A 15,786-nucleotide genomic window follows, 5' to 3' on the forward strand; every position below is an offset into this window, starting at 1 on the left:
TATGCGTTATCGATTTGGTTATGTATCCAACGCCGTCACTTTATGGGAAGCTTCACCTGCCAAGTCGCTGACCTTTGCAAGATACAGTAAGCTCTCAAAGGAAGAGAGGACAGAGGCTCTATTGCGAACGACGAAAGCCAACCTCGTCAATACATTAAGAACGCTTTATTTTGCGATTGCCCATGATATTCCGCTTTACCGTTTTTCAAGCTCGATTGTCCCTCTCGCCACCCATCCTGAGGTGCGGTGGGACTTTGTGACACCCTTTCGCAAAGAATTTATAGAGATTGGTCAACTCGTAAAGCGGCACGGATTACGAGTGAGCTTTCACCCCAATCAATTTACTTTGTTCACAAGTCCAAAGCCAGCCATTACAGAAAACGCCGTCATTGATATGACCTATCATTATGAAATGCTTGAGGCCATGCAGCTTGAAAAGGAAGGCTATATGAACATTCATGTCGGAGGTGCATATGGCGACAAAGCATCTGCTTTACAGCGTTTTGATGAAAATATAAAGCAGCTTCCTGCACATATCAAGGCGAGAATGACGCTTGAAAATGATGACAAAACCTATACGTCATTAGAAACGCTTGATGTTTGTGAAAAGCATAGCATCCCGTTTGTATTTGATTACCACCATCACATGGCAAACAAAGATGATGATGCGGCGCTTGATGACATTCTGCCAAGAGTGTTTGACACGTGGGCAAACACTGGCATACCGCCTAAAATCCACTTATCCTCACCAAAATCAGAAAAGGCGATACGGAGCCATGCGGATGGTGTGGAGATGTCCTTTGTATTGCCACTTTTTCAAGCTTTAAAGCCGTATGGTCGTGATGTGGATTTTATGATTGAGGCAAAGAAAAAGGATCAGGCTTTGCTCCGTCTTGTTGAGGAGCTGTCAGCGATCAGAGGCAATCGGCGGACGGGCGGAGGCACCATTGAGTGGAAATCGTAGAGAAAGGTTTACCTCTATCACAACGGGGGTAACAAAGCTATTGTGAGAAAGTATTTAACAGGAGGATATGAAGATGTCACAAATCTATTCAATCCGAATTGCTGCGAAAGCATTGAATTTACATAAGCTTATTTCTCTATACGAAAAGTGCCAGCACGCTCAGCATCGTTTATATGTATATTCTAAAAAAACAATGTGCAACATTAAGAACATCGTAGAGCTAGAAACCTTTAGGCTCACTCATTTAGAATCAGACTATTTAATCGTGGTAGAAGGAAAAGAGGCACAAGACCTTCTACAGCCATTTGAAAAAGAGAATGCTTCGTAATCGTAAAGAAAGGCAGTCTTAGGCTGACAAAGGGATAAAATGAACTTTATTTTATCCCTTTGTCTTCTTTTCAGCGTAGTTAAAAACCTTTGCAGTCTAGGAAGGACGAGTACCGGCGCGGAGCGAATGTCACATTCGTGAGCACCGGCACGCAGGACTGACACCGAATGCGAGGGTTTGTCTACACGCTGGGGCAGCCTTAGGGCTGCTCTTTTTCTTATATCCATGCTTCTGTCAGCCAAACCTCTCCTGACGTTGCATTCATTTTTACTTGTGTACCGATTGGCATCGTGAGCATCGGATGCGTATGGGCACTGTCAAATTCTGCGATGAGCGGCCTCTTTGTATCTCCCAGTACTTCAAGTAAGAGATCGTGCGGCCTTTTGCCCGTTCCTTCATCATCAAACAGCTCATGTTTCCCTAAGAGGATACCAGATACCCGTTCAAACACACCATTTATCTTTAACAGAGAGAAGTTCTTTTCGACGATGGAGGCTGTTTTCATACAATCTTCAATGAGAAGGATATCGCCTTTTTGGATTTGAGGCATGAATTCACTTCCCCATATGCCATACATGGCATTTAGGTTCCCGCCGATCAGTCTGCCTTCTGCCTGCCCTTCAATGACGCACATCCACTCGTTTGGACGTTTTTCTTTTTCTCGTATTTTCTCTTCCCAGTTGATCCGTTCTTCCGTCCAGAAGGGCGGTTTTTTCACCTGATATGGGATGGGCTGCGGATGAATGAGAATGTCCTCGAAAGATTGATATGTATGATTGACAAATGGTTCAAACTCTCCAAAAGACGGCACAAGTGCAGGCCCGTAAAAAACAGGCAGACCCGTTTTTTCATAAGCCGCTAAAAGAATTGCCGTCGCATCTGAATAACCAATCATGATTTTCGGATGCTTCATCAGCAGCTCAAAGTCGAGATAAGGAAGCAAACTATTCGAGTTCGTCCCCCCAATCATCGACATGATACAGGACAAATCTTCTCTCGCCATCAGCTCATTCAGCTCAGCTGCTCGTTCTTGAATTGTTCCCGAACGATAGTGATCCTCTTTCCCTTTTAATGATCCTGGTACCACAATGAATCCTTTTTGTTCAAGCCATTCCTTCGCCCGCTCATACCTAAGAGGCGAGGTGGCAGATGCTGGACTTGAGGGAGAATAAATACCTATTTTATCGCCCTTCTGTAAACGCCGAAGCCCCTTCATTCCATCAGATCCTTCCTACACGAGTTTTTACTATCCTAGCAAAAAAAGCCCTTTTTCAAAAGGGCTCAGATTTAATATAAGAGCTTAAACAGCCCAAACAATATGACAGCAAAACTGATGGCCAGCATCACAAATATCTTTTTTCTGCTCAGAGAACTATCTATGACGCTCACTCCAGTATTGATGCCAAACAAAATCATTCCCACATAAAAAAAGACTGGATTGAGTCCAGCGGGAATGATTAAGATAAATAAGCCAACGAGCGTCACGTAGTGAATGCTTTTGATCATGACTGTTTTTGCCGTTTCACTCAAGCCATCCTCTCCTTTTGAATCCAATTGCCTTATAGTATATCAACATTCCATTTAAATGGAAAAGAAGATTTTATCCTATCAAAAAGAGCCCAGCTTAATAACTGGACTCATTCAATCACTTCTCTTCAATGACCAAACTGCGCTTCGTGCAGTCTGCTATAGACACCGCCCATTTGGATTAAGTCTTGATGGCGGCCTTGTTCTTGGGTGCCTTCCTCTGTCACGACGATGATTCGGTCTGCATGTTTAATTGTCGCAAGGCGGTGAGCAATGACGAGTGTCGTCCGACCGACTGCCAGTTCGCTTAGTGCGTCTTGGATCGCTTTTTCTGTTTCTGTATCAAGTGCTGACGTCGCTTCATCCAAAATAAGAATAGACGGGTTTTTCAAAAACATCCGTGCAATTGACAGGCGTTGCTTTTGACCGCCGGATAGCTTAACGCCGCGTTCACCAATGACCGTATTCAACCCTTCTGGGAACCGCTGAACGAGCTCCTCTAAATGGGCACGTCGCACCGCCTCCCAAATGTCTGAATCACTCGCTTCTAGGTTGCCGTACGCAATATTCTCACGAATGGTGCCTGAGAATAAAAAGACATCCTGCTGCACAATGCCAATCTGCTGTCTTAAAGAGGACAAGGTCATCGATTTTGTGCTCACACCATCAATGGTGATGTCTCCTTCGTCCACATCATAAAAACGAGGCAGCAGACTGCAAATGGTCGATTTCCCCGCTCCTGATGGCCCGACAAACGCAACAGTTTCCCCTTGTTTGATCTTTAAGTTGATATCCTTCAATACATGACTGTGCTCATCGTAGCCAAATGTCACGTTTCGATACTCAATTTCACCTTTCAAGCCGTAAATATCACGTGCTCCTTCTGTATCCTTCACATCTGGCTCTGTTTCAAGCAAATCGACATAGCTTTTAAAACCGGCAATGCCTTTTGGATACATTTCAATCACCGTGTTGATCTTATCAATTGGTCTGAATAACACATTTGTGATCAAGACAAAGGCGATAAATCCGCCTGCCGTTAATTGACCTTGAAGGACAAACCATGTACCTGCCAGAAGGACAAACAACGTCACAAGCCTTGTGAGAATATAGCTGATTGATCCGTTAACCGACATAATTTTATAGGAAAGAAGTTTCGCTTTTCGAAAGCGGTTGTTGTTTTCAGCAAAGCGCTTTTTCTCAAAATGTTCATTTGCAAAGGCTTGAACAAGACGAATACCGCCAATATTGTTCTCAACCCTTGCATGAAAATCTCCAATGTCATTGTTGAGTTGTGTAATTGCCTGTGTCATTTTTTTATTAAAATGAAGGGCTAACCAGATGATGACTGGCATAATCAAGAACGTTAAAATGGCAAGCTGCCAGTTAATCATGAGCATGACGGCAAAGGCGCCAAGAATGGTCATAATCGCAATAAACAAATCCTCAGGTCCGTGATGAGCCACCTCACCAATGTACATGAGGTCATTGGTCATTCGAGACATAAGCTTACCCGTTTTGTTGTTATCAAAGAACTTAAATGAGAGCCGCTGAAAATGATCAAATAGCTTTTTTCTCATATCGGTCTCAATGTTAATGCCAAGCATGTGCCCCCAATATGACACGATAAATTGCATCACTGAGCTGAGTGCGTAAATGACAAACAGCGCAAGTGCGGTCCAGGCAATGACCGTCCAGTTCCCTGTCGGCAGTAATGTATCAATGAAGTAGTTCACGATCAGCGGGAAACCGAGTTCCATGAGTCCGACGGCCACAGCGCAAAAGAAATCTAAAAAGAACAGACCACGATAGGGCCTGTAATAGGCAAAAAAGCGTTTTAGCATATGTAAAAGAACCTCACTTCCTCTATAATTGATAATCATTTTCAATTATAGAGGAATCATTATAGAATTACTAGATCAGGAAATGATTTCTTCCCCTAGAAACCCTCACAATACACCTGAAAACAATCGCGCAAACGATTCCTTTAAACGTTCCTTTAAGCCCCTTTTATAAAAATGAACTGGCCCCATTTGCTCACATTCTTTCATATCTTCCTCATAATGAGCCATCAATTGCTCGATCGGTTTCTTTGCCGCTGTAAAGACATTGACCTCAAAATTGAGTTGAAAGCTTCTCATATCAACATTGGCCGTTCCGACAGAGGCAAGTTCTCCGTCTGCAATCATGACCTTTTGATGCATGAATCCTTTTTGATAGTGATACACCTTGATGCCCTCTTTCAAAAGCTCAGAAAAATAAGATCGTGTGGCGTATTGCGTGAGAAATCCATCATTAATCTCAGGCACCATCACACGCACATCCACCCCTCTTGTCGCCGCAATTTTTAACGCTGTGCGAATGGATTCATTTGGGACAAAATAAGGCGTCGCAATCCAAACAAATTGCTGTGCATTCGAAATGAGCGCATCGTATAAATCACTCATACTTTCCTTCATATCAGGTCCAGTCGGCACGACCTGTATGACATCTTCTCCTGTCACAGGATGCGGGGTGTGATACTTGGGATCATCAATTAACACTTCATCTGATACATACTCCCAGTCCAGCATAAATATGGAGTGAAGTGTCTGAACGGCTTCACCCTTTAACATCGTATGCGTATCACGCCAAAAGCCGATGTTTTCATCGCGTCCTACATATTCCTTCCCCACATTGAGCCCACCAACAAATCCTGTTTCTCCATCAATAATCACGATTTTTCGGTGATTTCGGAAATTGAATTTTTGATTAAAGAATCCGTATTTTAATGGCAGAAAAGGAGCGACCTTTATCCCCGCCTGCTTCAATCGTTTAATATCTTTTCGTGAGAAGCGAATGCTGCCAGCCGCATCATAGATGAATCGAACCTCTACTCCTTCTTTCACTTTTTCAATCAAGATCTCCATCATCCGGTGACCGAGGAAATCAGATTTGAACATGTAATATTCTATATGGATGAACGTTTTTGCCTTTTTTAATTCTTCAAAAATACGTGGAAAGGTTTCCTCTCCATTCTTTAAAATCTCCATATCACTATTTGTATTTACATGCATACCTGTTGCTTTTTCTGTGTAATGAAAAAAAGCACGCTGATTATCGGTTAAACGCGTCTCATCCGGTTTACTCTCAAGCTCTGATATTCTGCGTAATTTTTCTCGGTTATACATTCTCTTTGATTTAAACAAATGTCCTTTGACATAAAGCTGCCCCGAGAACAAATAAAACATATAGCCGATGATCGGGAAAAAGATCAGTACATACATCCATAACAGCGTGTGCTGTGATGTCCGGTTCTCTAGCATAAGCGAGATAATACTAAATAAAATGATGGCGATATAACTAGCTGCGTAAAGCTGAAAACCCCACGCTGGAACCGGCCACCAAAACACCACATATGCCCCAAATATCATGAAATATAAAAATAGAAATTCCAGTCTCCTCTTTTTCACATTCTCCGCCCTCATTCTGTCTTTTTCTTTTCCATACCCTTTGCACAGCTTGTCTGAAACGCACGATTTGCTGCTTTCTTTTAGCTTTTACAGACTGGAGCGTTTTGATCCGATATAATGGAAAATATGTGAAGGAAGGGACGAATGACTTATGCGTACACCACCTGCTTTAAAAAAGGGAAGCCACATTCGGGTAATTGCTCCAAGCCGAAGTGCCAGCATTTTATCAGAAGAAGGAATGGCTCAGGCGAAAAAACGTTTAGAGGCATTAGGATTTACTATTTCTTTCGGACAACACGTGTTTGAATGTGATCTGCATTCCTCTTCTTCTATTGAACACCGTCTATCTGATCTACATGAGGCATTCTCAAATGATGAAGTCGACGGCATTTTGACAGCAATCGGCGGCTTTAACTGCAATGAGCTTTTGCCTTATATAGATTATGATTTGATCCGTCAGCACCCAAAATTTCTTTGCGGCTACAGTGATATTACCGCACTTGCAAACGCCATTACCGCCAAATGTGACATGGTGACGTACTCAGGTCCTCATTTCTCCAGTTTCCAAATGGAACAAGGCCAAGAGGAGCAGACAGCCATGTTTCAAGCGTGCGTGATGAGCAGCGAGCCATTTGATGTCACCCCTTCTACAAAGTGGAGTGATGATGCGTGGTATCTTGATCAAGCAAATAGGCAGTTTCATCCGACAACATGGGGGATTTATCAAGAAGGAACAGCTGAAGGCACCTTGTATGGCGGAAATCTTTGTACACTGAACTTACTGCAAGGGACACCCTTTATGCCTGACATCAAGGATGCCATCTTATTTGTAGAAGATGATGACTTGGTCTTTCCTGAAATGTTCGCCAGAGACCTTGCCTCGCTCTTGCAGCATGCCGAATCCATTAAAGGGTTAATCATCGGACGTTTTCAAAAGAAATCCAAGATGACAGAGGAACATTTGAGGTTTATTCTAGATAAACATCCAATGCTCAAACAAATCCCGGTGATTTATGATGTAGACATAGGACATACACAGCCGGTCTTCACCTTGCCGATTGGCGGGAGTGCCGAGCTATCCTGCTACGACGGACAAATCCAATGGCATGTTCATCCATAAATAAAACCTAAAAAGCACCCTCATTTGTTGGTGCTTTTTCTATGCCATCATTTCTTTTTAAAATTTTTTTAGAAAAAGTGATCCAACCCTTCATCCCCATCGTTAAGTAGATGTAAAAAGAAAAGAGAGGAGGCAAAAACATGTTCTCTGATGTACTTAGCCAATTATTCGATTCTATCTCTAACATTATTAATACACTTGGATAATTCCATTAACGCACACATACTACATGCTTGCCGAAGGGAGGATACAAACTATGTTTTCTGATGTACTTAGCCAATTATTTGATTCTATTTCTAACATTATTAACACACTTGGGTAATCCCATTAACGCACACATACTACATGCTTGCTGAAGGGAGGATACAAACTATGTTTTCCGATGTACTTAGCCAATTATTTGATTCTATTTCTAACATTATTAACACACTTGGGTAATTCCTATGACACGCACATACTACATGCTTTCTGAAAGGAGGATATGCTCTATGTTCTCTGATGTACTTAGCCAATTATTTGATTCTATTTCTAACATCATTAATACGCTTGGTTAATTTTTCAAAACCCGCTATTTCTCGAGAATAGCGGGTTTTTTATATAAAGAAGCCCCGCTCATAAAATAGAGCGGGGCTTTTTGCATTACATTTTTTCCGGTGCAGATACGCCAATGAGTTTTAATGCATTCGCAAGCGTGATTTGTGTTGCTTTCATGAGCGATAGACGTGCTGTTGTTTTTGTTTCATTTTCAACATCAATGACCTTTTCGGCGTTGTAGAAGCTGTGAAGGGCTGATGCTAGATCATAGATATAGTTTGTGACGCGGTGCGGAATACGTTTTTCTGCCGCTTCTGCTACAACCTCTGGGAAGCTGCCGATGATTTTCAGAAGATCGTATTCTTTATCGGACTGAATGTGAGAGAAATCTGCTTTTTCAAGGTTTGGCTCGTAGCCTTTTTCTTCCCCTTGACGGAGCATGCTGCAAATTCTCGCATGTGCATATTGCGCGTAGTACACAGGGTTTTCGTTAGACGTAGAAATCGCTAAGTCTAAGTCAAAGTCCATATGTGTCGCCGCACTTCTCATCGCAAAGAAATAACGAGTGGCATCTAAGCCCACTTCTTCAATCAAGTCACGCATTGTGACGGCTTTACCTGTACGTTTACTCATCTTCATCTTTTCACCGTTTTTGTAAAGGTGAACGAGCTGAATGATTTCGACTTCCAGTTTGTCCTCTGGATATCCGAGTGCTTGGATCGCCGCTTTCATTCGAGGAATGTAGCCGTGATGATCCGCTCCCCAAATGTTGATGAGCTGGTCAAAACCTCTGTCCAATTTGTCCTTGTGATATGCGATATCTGGAAGCAAGTACGTGAAGCTGCCGTCTTTTTTAATCAGGACACGGTCCTTGTCATCACCAAAATCAGTTGAACGTAACCATGTTGCGCCATCTTCTTCAAAGACATAGCCTTTAGCGCGAAGTGTTTCTAGCGCTGGTTCGATTTTTCCGTTTTCATATAAAGACGTTTCAGAATACCACACATCAAATGGGACACGGAAATTCTCTAGGTCGACACGTAGTTTTTCTAGTTCATATTTTAAACCGTACTCACGGAAGAATTTCATACGCTCTTCTTCTGATTCATGCACGAAACGGTCACCAAATTCATCCGCAAGTTTCTGTCCGATGCCTTTGATGTCTTCTCCTCTGTACCCGTCCTCTGGCATTTCTTTTTCAAGACCGAGCGCCTCAAAGTAACGTACTTCTACAGATAGAGCAAGGTTATTGATCTGATTGCCTGCATCGTTGATATAGTATTCACGGCTCACGTCGAAGCCTGCTTTATCAAGGATGTTGCAAAGAGAATCTCCTACAGCTGCGCCGCGGGCATGTCCAAGGTGAAGGTCACCTGTTGGGTTGGCTGAGACGAATTCGACTTGTACTTTTTGACCGTCGCCTGTATTCGTTTCGCCATAAGCCTCTTTTGCTTCAAGAACAGCTGGAATAAGCTGTGTTAAATATTGATTGTTCATATAAAAGTTGATGAATCCTGGACCTGCGATGTCCAGTTTTTCAATTGACGCTTTGCCTTTGTCAAATGCATTCACAATGTCCTCGGCGATTTGACGAGGTGCTTTTTTCGCAATGCGGGCAAGCTGCATCGCCATATTGGTGGAATAATCACCGTGAGTTTTGTCTTTTGGCACTTCCAAAAGAACATCCGGCACCTGGCTTTCATCAGCAAGTCCTGCTTTGACGACTGCCGCAATGATTTCTTCTTTTAACGCATCTTTGACCTGTTCTGCGATATTCATGAACGTAAATCCTCCTTATATGAAATCGATAATGTATGTAAATGCTTTTGATCTTCACCTGTCAGCATATCGTACGTAATGTGCAGAAGCCCATTGTCTACATCAAGATCAATGCCATGTGTATGCACATCGAGCTGAAGTGTGCCAAATGGCATCGTGTAATGTGTCACGGTCGTTTCTCCAATGAGAAAGCGCTGCTTCATTTGAATCGCACCTGATCTCATGACAAAAATTTCTTTTTCACTTATTTTGACAACAGTTTTTACTTGACCCATTTCATGTTCTTCATGGTAAGTGAGATACGTTTTGTCATTCTTCTCTTGATACGTTCCAGTTGTTCGGAATTCGATCGTTTCAGCCGGTTCCGTCTCTGGTTTCATCACTGACTTTACATGAATTGAAATTTGGTTTTGTGTCATTTTGCACTTCCTTTGCTAAGACCCGTTTAACTAAAATAGTATACCATAATCCCGATTGCCTATCATCCCATCATTTCTCATCTTCACGGTGATTAAACTTTTTCTAACATAAAAAAAGAGCAGATAAACTGCTCTTTAGAAAAATAGGAAGATAAAACTGACTAACACAACAAGTACTGCCTTTAACCCCAAATCTTTTCTTTTAATTAAATAAAAAAGAGCTTGTATTCCCGAACTCGCCAAAAACACTTGAAAAAAATCAAATGGAACGATTTGTCCCTTTTTAAATACCACCTGCATAAATAAAGCAATGGCCGTAAGATAGAAAAAACCTCGATCCTGAAATAAACCAACTAACTCCTCCTTTGCTTCCTTTTTAGAAGCAAAAACTGGTGGATCAGTTGCCAACTCTTTTTTCAGTGTAATAAAGCCTGCCGCTAAAACACATAAAGCGAGTAACACCATGAATATAGAAGATAACATTTTATTCCTCCATTTACTTATAATATAATTTATGTTAAATATTATATATGGAATCTACTAATTTAAGAAAGAGGAGTTTTTATGAAAAGAAAATTGTACTTATCAATCCCTATTCTAATCACGTTAGCTCTAATTGGAACGATTATTAACCCTAAAATAACGCATGCTAAGGAAGAAATGAACCCTGCTAGTGATATAGAAAATATTACAGGAATAAACGGAATATTGAAATCAATCAAAAGTAATAATACTTACAAGTATGGAAATACTACAAAAGGATATGAAGTGTCAAAAAATCCCAATAAACCTATTCAACTTGATGTCTCAACTAATATATCTTTGCCTTCCGGAAATATTAAAAAAGGTGTAATTTCTCCAAATGGAACTGTAGTTTATAAAAATAATGATAAGGAAAATGTAATTTACGCTGTTCAACCAACAAATGACGGTCTAAAGAGTTTAATACAGATTAATGACCAAAAAGCTCCTAAAGAATATCGATTTAAAATGAATCTGCCTAGGGGTAGTAAATTGGTAACTGCAGCGGAGTATTTGGGTAGTGAATTCGACACAGGAGAAGTTTATGTAGTTAACAAAGAAAATATGATCACTTCTATATTTAGTCCAGCTTGGGCAAAGGATGCCAATAATCAAGATGTCCCTACTTATTATAAAACTGATGGAAATACACTAATACAAGTTGTAGATTTTAATAGCAAAACTGCTTTCCCAATTATTGCTGATCCAGATTGGTCTAAGATCGCTGCATGTTCAGCAGCAATAGCTTGGTTTATAGGTTCTAACTTGTTTGCTGCAGCTAAAATTATAAAAGTAAAAAAATACGTAAAAGAATTAGGTGGAATAAAAGAGACTGCAAAACTATTAGCTGGTGCTACATCATGGGAGGAAAAGTTAAAAATTGGCGGAGAAGCTTTTAAAGGACTTGCTGCCGAAATCACAGGTGTTGGCGGCCTAGCCGTTTGTATAAATTGGTAAAAGTTACTTTTGAAAAACCTGCCCAATTAGAAATTGGACAGGTTTTTTTTATTTCACAAACCCAAGCAGCATTTCACGTAAAAGTTTGCTTGCTGTATTCGCCGTTTGATCGGAATGATCATATACAGGCGCTACCTCTACAAGGTCTGCACCGACGACATGCACATCAGAACCAGCAATGGCATGAATAGATGCCAGCAGTTCTTTTGACGTAATACCACCAGCATCTACCGTTCCTGTACCAGGTGCATGAGCTGGGTCAAGTACATCAATATCTATTGTCACATAAACTGGACGGCCTTTCAGCTTTGGCAATACTTGCTTCAATGGCTCCAGCACTTCAAATTTAGAAATGTGCATGCCTACTTCTTTTGCCCATTCAAATTCTTCTTTCATCCCTGAACGGATGCCGAAAGAGTATACATTTTCAGATCCAATAAGTCCTGCAACTTTACGAATCGGTGTCGAATGTGAAAGCGGCTCACCCTCATATTCCTCACGAAGATCGGTATGTGCGTCCATATGGATGATGGCCAAATCAGGGTATTTCTTATACATCGCACGGAAAACCGGCCAAGACACAAGATGCTCGCCGCCCATTCCTAATGGAAACTTCCCTTTTTCTAAAATGCTGTCGACATACTCTTCAATTAAATCTAAGCTTTTCTGTGCATTGCCAAATGGAAGCGGGATGTCGCCAGCATCAAAGAATGGCACCTCGTGCAGTTCACGATCTAAATAAGGACTGTATTCCTCTAATCCAATGGATACTTCACGAATACGGTTCGGGCCAAAACGAGAACCTGGACGGTAACTGACGGTCCAATCCATCGGCATCCCGTATAAAATGACTTTCGCATCTTCCCATGTCGGATGACTTCCAATAAACACTTTTCCTGAATAAGCCTCGTCGAATCTCATGCAAGATTCCTCCTTTTACGCTTCAAAAAATGCGCAAACTTTCATTTGCGCATTTCCACTTCGCTTGATTTATTTGATTAAGTCGCTCACAAATTTCGGCAGAACGAATGCCGCTTTGTGCAATTCTTTTGTGTAATATTTCGTATCGATATCAAAGAAGCGGCTGTCTTCTACAGCAAGTGGATCATACTTCTTAGAACCGATAGTAAATGTCCAAAGACCGCTTGGATATGTTGGGATATTCGCTGTATATAGCTTGGTAATCGGGAAAATTTCTTTTACATCACGCTGTACATTTGTAATTAACTCAGGTGTGAACCAAGGGTTGTCCGTTTGTGCAACGAAAATACCGTCTTCTTTGAGTGCTTTTGAGATTCCTGCATAGAAACCTTTAGAGAACAGGTTTACAGCTGGTCCAACTGGCTCAGTTGAGTCAACCATGATCACGTCATATTCGTTGTCAGCTTCCGCAATGTGCATAAAGCCGTCTCCGACTTTCACCTCTACACGAGGATCGTCTAGTTTCCCAGCAATTGAAGGAAGGAACTTCTTCGAGTATTCAATGACCTTGCCATCAATATCAACAAGTGTCGCTTTTTTCACACTTGGATGCTTCAGGATTTCACGAATGACACCACCGTCTCCTCCGCCTACGACAAGAACATTTTCCGGATTTGGATGAGTGAAAAGAGGAACATGTGCCACCATTTCGTGGTATACAAACTCATCTTTCTCTGATGTCATCACCATACCGTCTAAAAACAGCATATTACCAAACTCTTCTGTTTCCACCATTTCTAAATGCTGAAAATCTGTTTGTTCTGTGTGAAGGGTTTTGTTCACCTTCAATGTAATGCCAAAATTCTTCGTTTGCTTCTCTGTATACCAAAGTTCGCTCATTGTTCATCTTCCTCTCATCCAATAATAAACAAACATCTATTGTTAGCGCCTTTTATCGGCTATGACTATATCGATTGTCCAAGAAAAAAGTATAGTGGATTCATATCAAATTGTAAAGAACCGCATGAGATAACTTCATTTTTAAAGCACACCCTTGCAGTCACCTGTTTAAAACGGTTTTCTTTGTCCCATACTGATAAAAAACCGTCAAAATGGGGGCTTTGCATGGACACAATCATGAGTAATAAAAAAATCCGCATGACCGTGAAAACGATTCGGGCCTGTTTTTTTATCGGCTTGCTCGCTTTTCTATTTGCAGGCACAGTCTTTTTGACGATTCTTTTACTTGCTAAGTGGCAAGGCGCTCCCTCTGTTCAAGTTCCCCAATCTACGACCATTTATGCAGCCGATGGGTCTAAACTTGGCGAATCGAGCTTTGGAGAAAAGAGATACTGGGTTCCGTTAAAGGACATGTCTCCTCATATACAGCAGGCAGTGGTCGCGGTTGAGGATAAAACCTTTTATCAGCATCACGGCTTTGATGTGAAACGAATGGCAGGTGCTGCGGTGGCAGATATTCGTGCAATGGCAAAGGTACAAGGCGCCAGCACGATCACCCAGCAATACGCACGAAATTTATATTTAGATCATGATAAAACATGGAAGCGGAAGTGGAATGAAGCCTTTTACACGATCCGCTTAGAACAAAACTATACAAAAGATGAGATATTGGAAGGATACTTGAACACCATTTATTATGGCCACGGCGCATACGGTGTGGAAGCGGCATCCCGCCTTTACTTTGGAAAAAAAGCGAAGAACTTAACTTTAGCTGAGTCTGCCTTGCTTGCCGGGATTCCAAAGGGGCCTTCTCTCTACTCCCCTTATGTGAATGAGGAGAAAGCCAGCGCAAGAAAGAATATGATTCTGAGGCAAATGCAAGAGGATGGCATGATTACGAAAAAAGCGGCTACTGATGCCAGCAAGGAAAAGCTGTCCTATCGCCCGCTCAAACAAAAGCAGCTGCAAGCAAAGCAGGCCCCGTATTTTTATGATGATGTGATTCGCGAACTGAAACAAACGCTGGGCTTAACTGAGGAACAAATTGAAACGTATGGTCTTCATATCGAAACGACCTTACAACCTGAATTACAAAAAATCGCTAAAAAGACTTTAACCAACATCATGGATTCTGAATCAGATATCCAAATCGGCTTTGCTGCCATCCATCCCCAAACAGGGCATGTACTCGCCCTCATAGGCGGGAGAGATTACGAGAAAAGCCCATTCAATCGGGTCACACAAGCAAAAAGACAGCCGGGTTCAACAATGAAACCACTTCTCTATTACATGGCTTTGCAAAATGGGTTTACACCAGCAACCGTGATGCGCAGTGAAGAAACTGTTTTTGAACTCGATGAGCAAGGAAGGGGCGCCGCTTATTCACCAAGCAACTATCATGGCTATTACGCCAATGACGGTATTACGATGCTTCAGGCTTTGGCTCTATCTGATAACATTTATGCGGTCAAAACCCATCTATTTTTAGGAATGGAACAGCTTGTACGTGCAGGCAAAACGTTCGGGATTCACGAAAAACTAGATCAAGTGCCTTCACTTGCGCTAGGTACTTCACCTGTCAAACCAATCGAAATGACCAATGCTTACGCGATGCTGGTCAATGGAGGAAAACGTGTCAAGCCAACCTTTATTACGAAAGTAACGGACGCAAAGGGCAACGTACTCTTTGAGGAGAAACAAAAACGAGAGCAAGTACTAGATGAAAAAGCAGCATTTGTCACCACTGACATGATGTCAGGGATGTTCAATGATCAATTAAATGGCTATACAAGTGTCACAGGACGTACCATTTCAAAAGATCTTACCAGAAATTATGGAGGAAAATCAGGGACGACAGGCGCTGACAGCTGGATGATCGGCTTCTCTCCCCAGCTCGTCACAGGTGTGTGGACCGGCTACGATAAAGGACGCACCATTGACTCGGTCAAAGAAACCGCCTATGCGAAAAAGATATGGGCTTCCTTTATGGAATCAGCCCTCTCAAACCAGCCAGCCTCCTCCTTCATGCCGCCAGACGGTGTAAAAGGCGTATATATCAATCCAAAAACGGGTGATCTCGCAGGCCCAGGATGCGAATCAAAGGTATTTACCTATTTTATAGAAGGAACGGAGCCGACCGGTGTCTGCTACGGTGCCGAGAACAAAGCATCTGAGCAAGACACGGCTCAGGATCAACAGCCTAAGAAATGGTGGGAAAAGTGGCTGAAGCGTTAAAAATGGACATGAAAAACCCCGAGATCTGCATCTCGGGATTCTCCATGTCCTAGCTTTAACACCAGTTT

At 41.9% G+C, this 15,786-nt stretch carries 14 protein-coding genes; 5 read left to right on the forward strand and 9 right to left on the reverse strand.

The features are described 5' to 3' along the window. The first annotated feature begins 1 nt into the window (after position 1). Together uvsE and NSQ11_RS17345 are read left to right on the forward strand one after the other, a co-directional pair. Positions 2–964 carry a UV DNA damage repair endonuclease UvsE gene (uvsE, locus tag NSQ11_RS17340; RefSeq protein ID WP_335357745.1) on the forward strand — a complete coding sequence of 321 codons (963 nt, stop codon included), beginning with the start codon at positions 2–4 and terminating at the stop codon, positions 962–964. Positions 965–1,037: 73 nt separating this feature from the next. Beyond that, positions 1,038–1,292 carry a hypothetical protein gene (locus NSQ11_RS17345; RefSeq protein WP_008343494.1) on the forward strand — a complete coding sequence of 85 codons (255 nt, stop codon included), beginning with the start codon at positions 1,038–1,040 and terminating at the stop codon, positions 1,290–1,292. 217 nt (positions 1,293–1,509) lie between these two features. Here NSQ11_RS17345 and NSQ11_RS17350 read toward each other — a convergent pair whose 3' ends face one another. The 4 genes from NSQ11_RS17350 to cls form a co-directional block, all read right to left on the reverse strand. Continuing rightward, on the reverse strand, positions 1,510–2,508 hold the full coding sequence (locus tag NSQ11_RS17350) for a S66 peptidase family protein (protein ID WP_017360065.1): 999 nt from the start codon (positions 2,506–2,508) through the stop codon (positions 1,510–1,512). A 71-nt stretch (positions 2,509–2,579) separates the two neighbouring features. Then, positions 2,580–2,822 carry a hypothetical protein gene (locus NSQ11_RS17355; RefSeq protein ID WP_268390669.1) on the reverse strand — a complete coding sequence of 81 codons (243 nt, stop codon included), beginning with the start codon at positions 2,820–2,822 and terminating at the stop codon, positions 2,580–2,582. A 125-nt stretch (positions 2,823–2,947) separates the two neighbouring features. Beyond that, complete coding sequence (locus NSQ11_RS17360; RefSeq protein ID WP_268390668.1) at positions 2,948–4,663, reverse strand: ABC transporter ATP-binding protein; 1,716 nt, start codon at positions 4,661–4,663, stop codon at positions 2,948–2,950. 105 nt (positions 4,664–4,768) lie between these two features. Next, the gene (gene cls, locus NSQ11_RS17365; protein WP_025208143.1) at positions 4,769–6,271 is read right to left on the reverse strand and encodes a cardiolipin synthase; all 1,503 of its coding nucleotides are present in this window, start codon (positions 6,269–6,271) and stop codon (positions 4,769–4,771) included. A gap of 151 nt (positions 6,272–6,422) precedes the next feature. Here cls and NSQ11_RS17370 point away from each other — a divergent pair, with 151 nt between their 5' ends. After that, positions 6,423–7,391 (forward strand): S66 peptidase family protein, encoded by a 969-nt coding sequence (locus NSQ11_RS17370; RefSeq protein WP_058213495.1) that lies wholly within the window; start codon positions 6,423–6,425, stop codon positions 7,389–7,391. 639 nt (positions 7,392–8,030) lie between these two features. On the opposite strand, the gene argS is transcribed toward NSQ11_RS17370, so the two are convergent. From argS to NSQ11_RS17385, 3 genes are all read right to left on the reverse strand, one after another. Further along, entirely contained in the window at positions 8,031–9,704 is a 1,674-nt protein-coding gene (gene argS, locus NSQ11_RS17375; RefSeq protein WP_212357076.1) for an arginine--tRNA ligase, read from the reverse strand. Continuing rightward, positions 9,701–10,123 (reverse strand): DUF1934 family protein, encoded by a 423-nt coding sequence (locus NSQ11_RS17380; protein WP_007497707.1) that lies wholly within the window; start codon positions 10,121–10,123, stop codon positions 9,701–9,703. The genes argS and NSQ11_RS17380 overlap by 4 nt, the downstream gene beginning before the upstream one ends. Positions 10,124–10,258: 135 nt before the next feature. Then, a complete protein-coding gene (locus NSQ11_RS17385) occupies positions 10,259–10,606 on the reverse strand; it encodes a hypothetical protein (RefSeq protein WP_048001122.1) in 348 nt (115 codons plus the stop codon). 81 nt (positions 10,607–10,687) lie between these two features. Here NSQ11_RS17385 and NSQ11_RS17390 point away from each other — a divergent pair, with 81 nt between their 5' ends. Next, positions 10,688–11,602: a hypothetical protein gene (locus NSQ11_RS17390; protein ID WP_048001123.1), complete on the forward strand. Its 915-nt coding sequence runs from the start codon at positions 10,688–10,690 to the stop codon at positions 11,600–11,602. Positions 11,603–11,650: 48 nt separating this feature from the next. Here NSQ11_RS17390 and speB read toward each other — a convergent pair whose 3' ends face one another. Further along, positions 11,651–12,523: an agmatinase gene (speB, locus tag NSQ11_RS17395; RefSeq protein WP_048001124.1), complete on the reverse strand. Its 873-nt coding sequence runs from the start codon at positions 12,521–12,523 to the stop codon at positions 11,651–11,653. A 69-nt stretch (positions 12,524–12,592) separates the two neighbouring features. Beyond that, positions 12,593–13,423: a spermidine synthase gene (gene speE, locus NSQ11_RS17400; protein WP_017360074.1), complete on the reverse strand. Its 831-nt coding sequence runs from the start codon at positions 13,421–13,423 to the stop codon at positions 12,593–12,595. Positions 13,424–13,648: 225 nt separating this feature from the next. Between speE and NSQ11_RS17405 the strand changes: the two genes are divergently transcribed. Then, positions 13,649–15,718, forward strand: coding sequence for a transglycosylase domain-containing protein (locus NSQ11_RS17405; protein ID WP_171465870.1), 2,070 nt, complete (start codon positions 13,649–13,651; stop codon positions 15,716–15,718). Positions 15,719–15,786 lie beyond the last annotated feature (68 nt).

This window comes from Bacillus sp. FSL W7-1582, assembly GCF_038593325.1.
GTDB lineage: Bacteria > Bacillota > Bacilli > Bacillales > Bacillaceae > Bacillus > Bacillus altitudinis.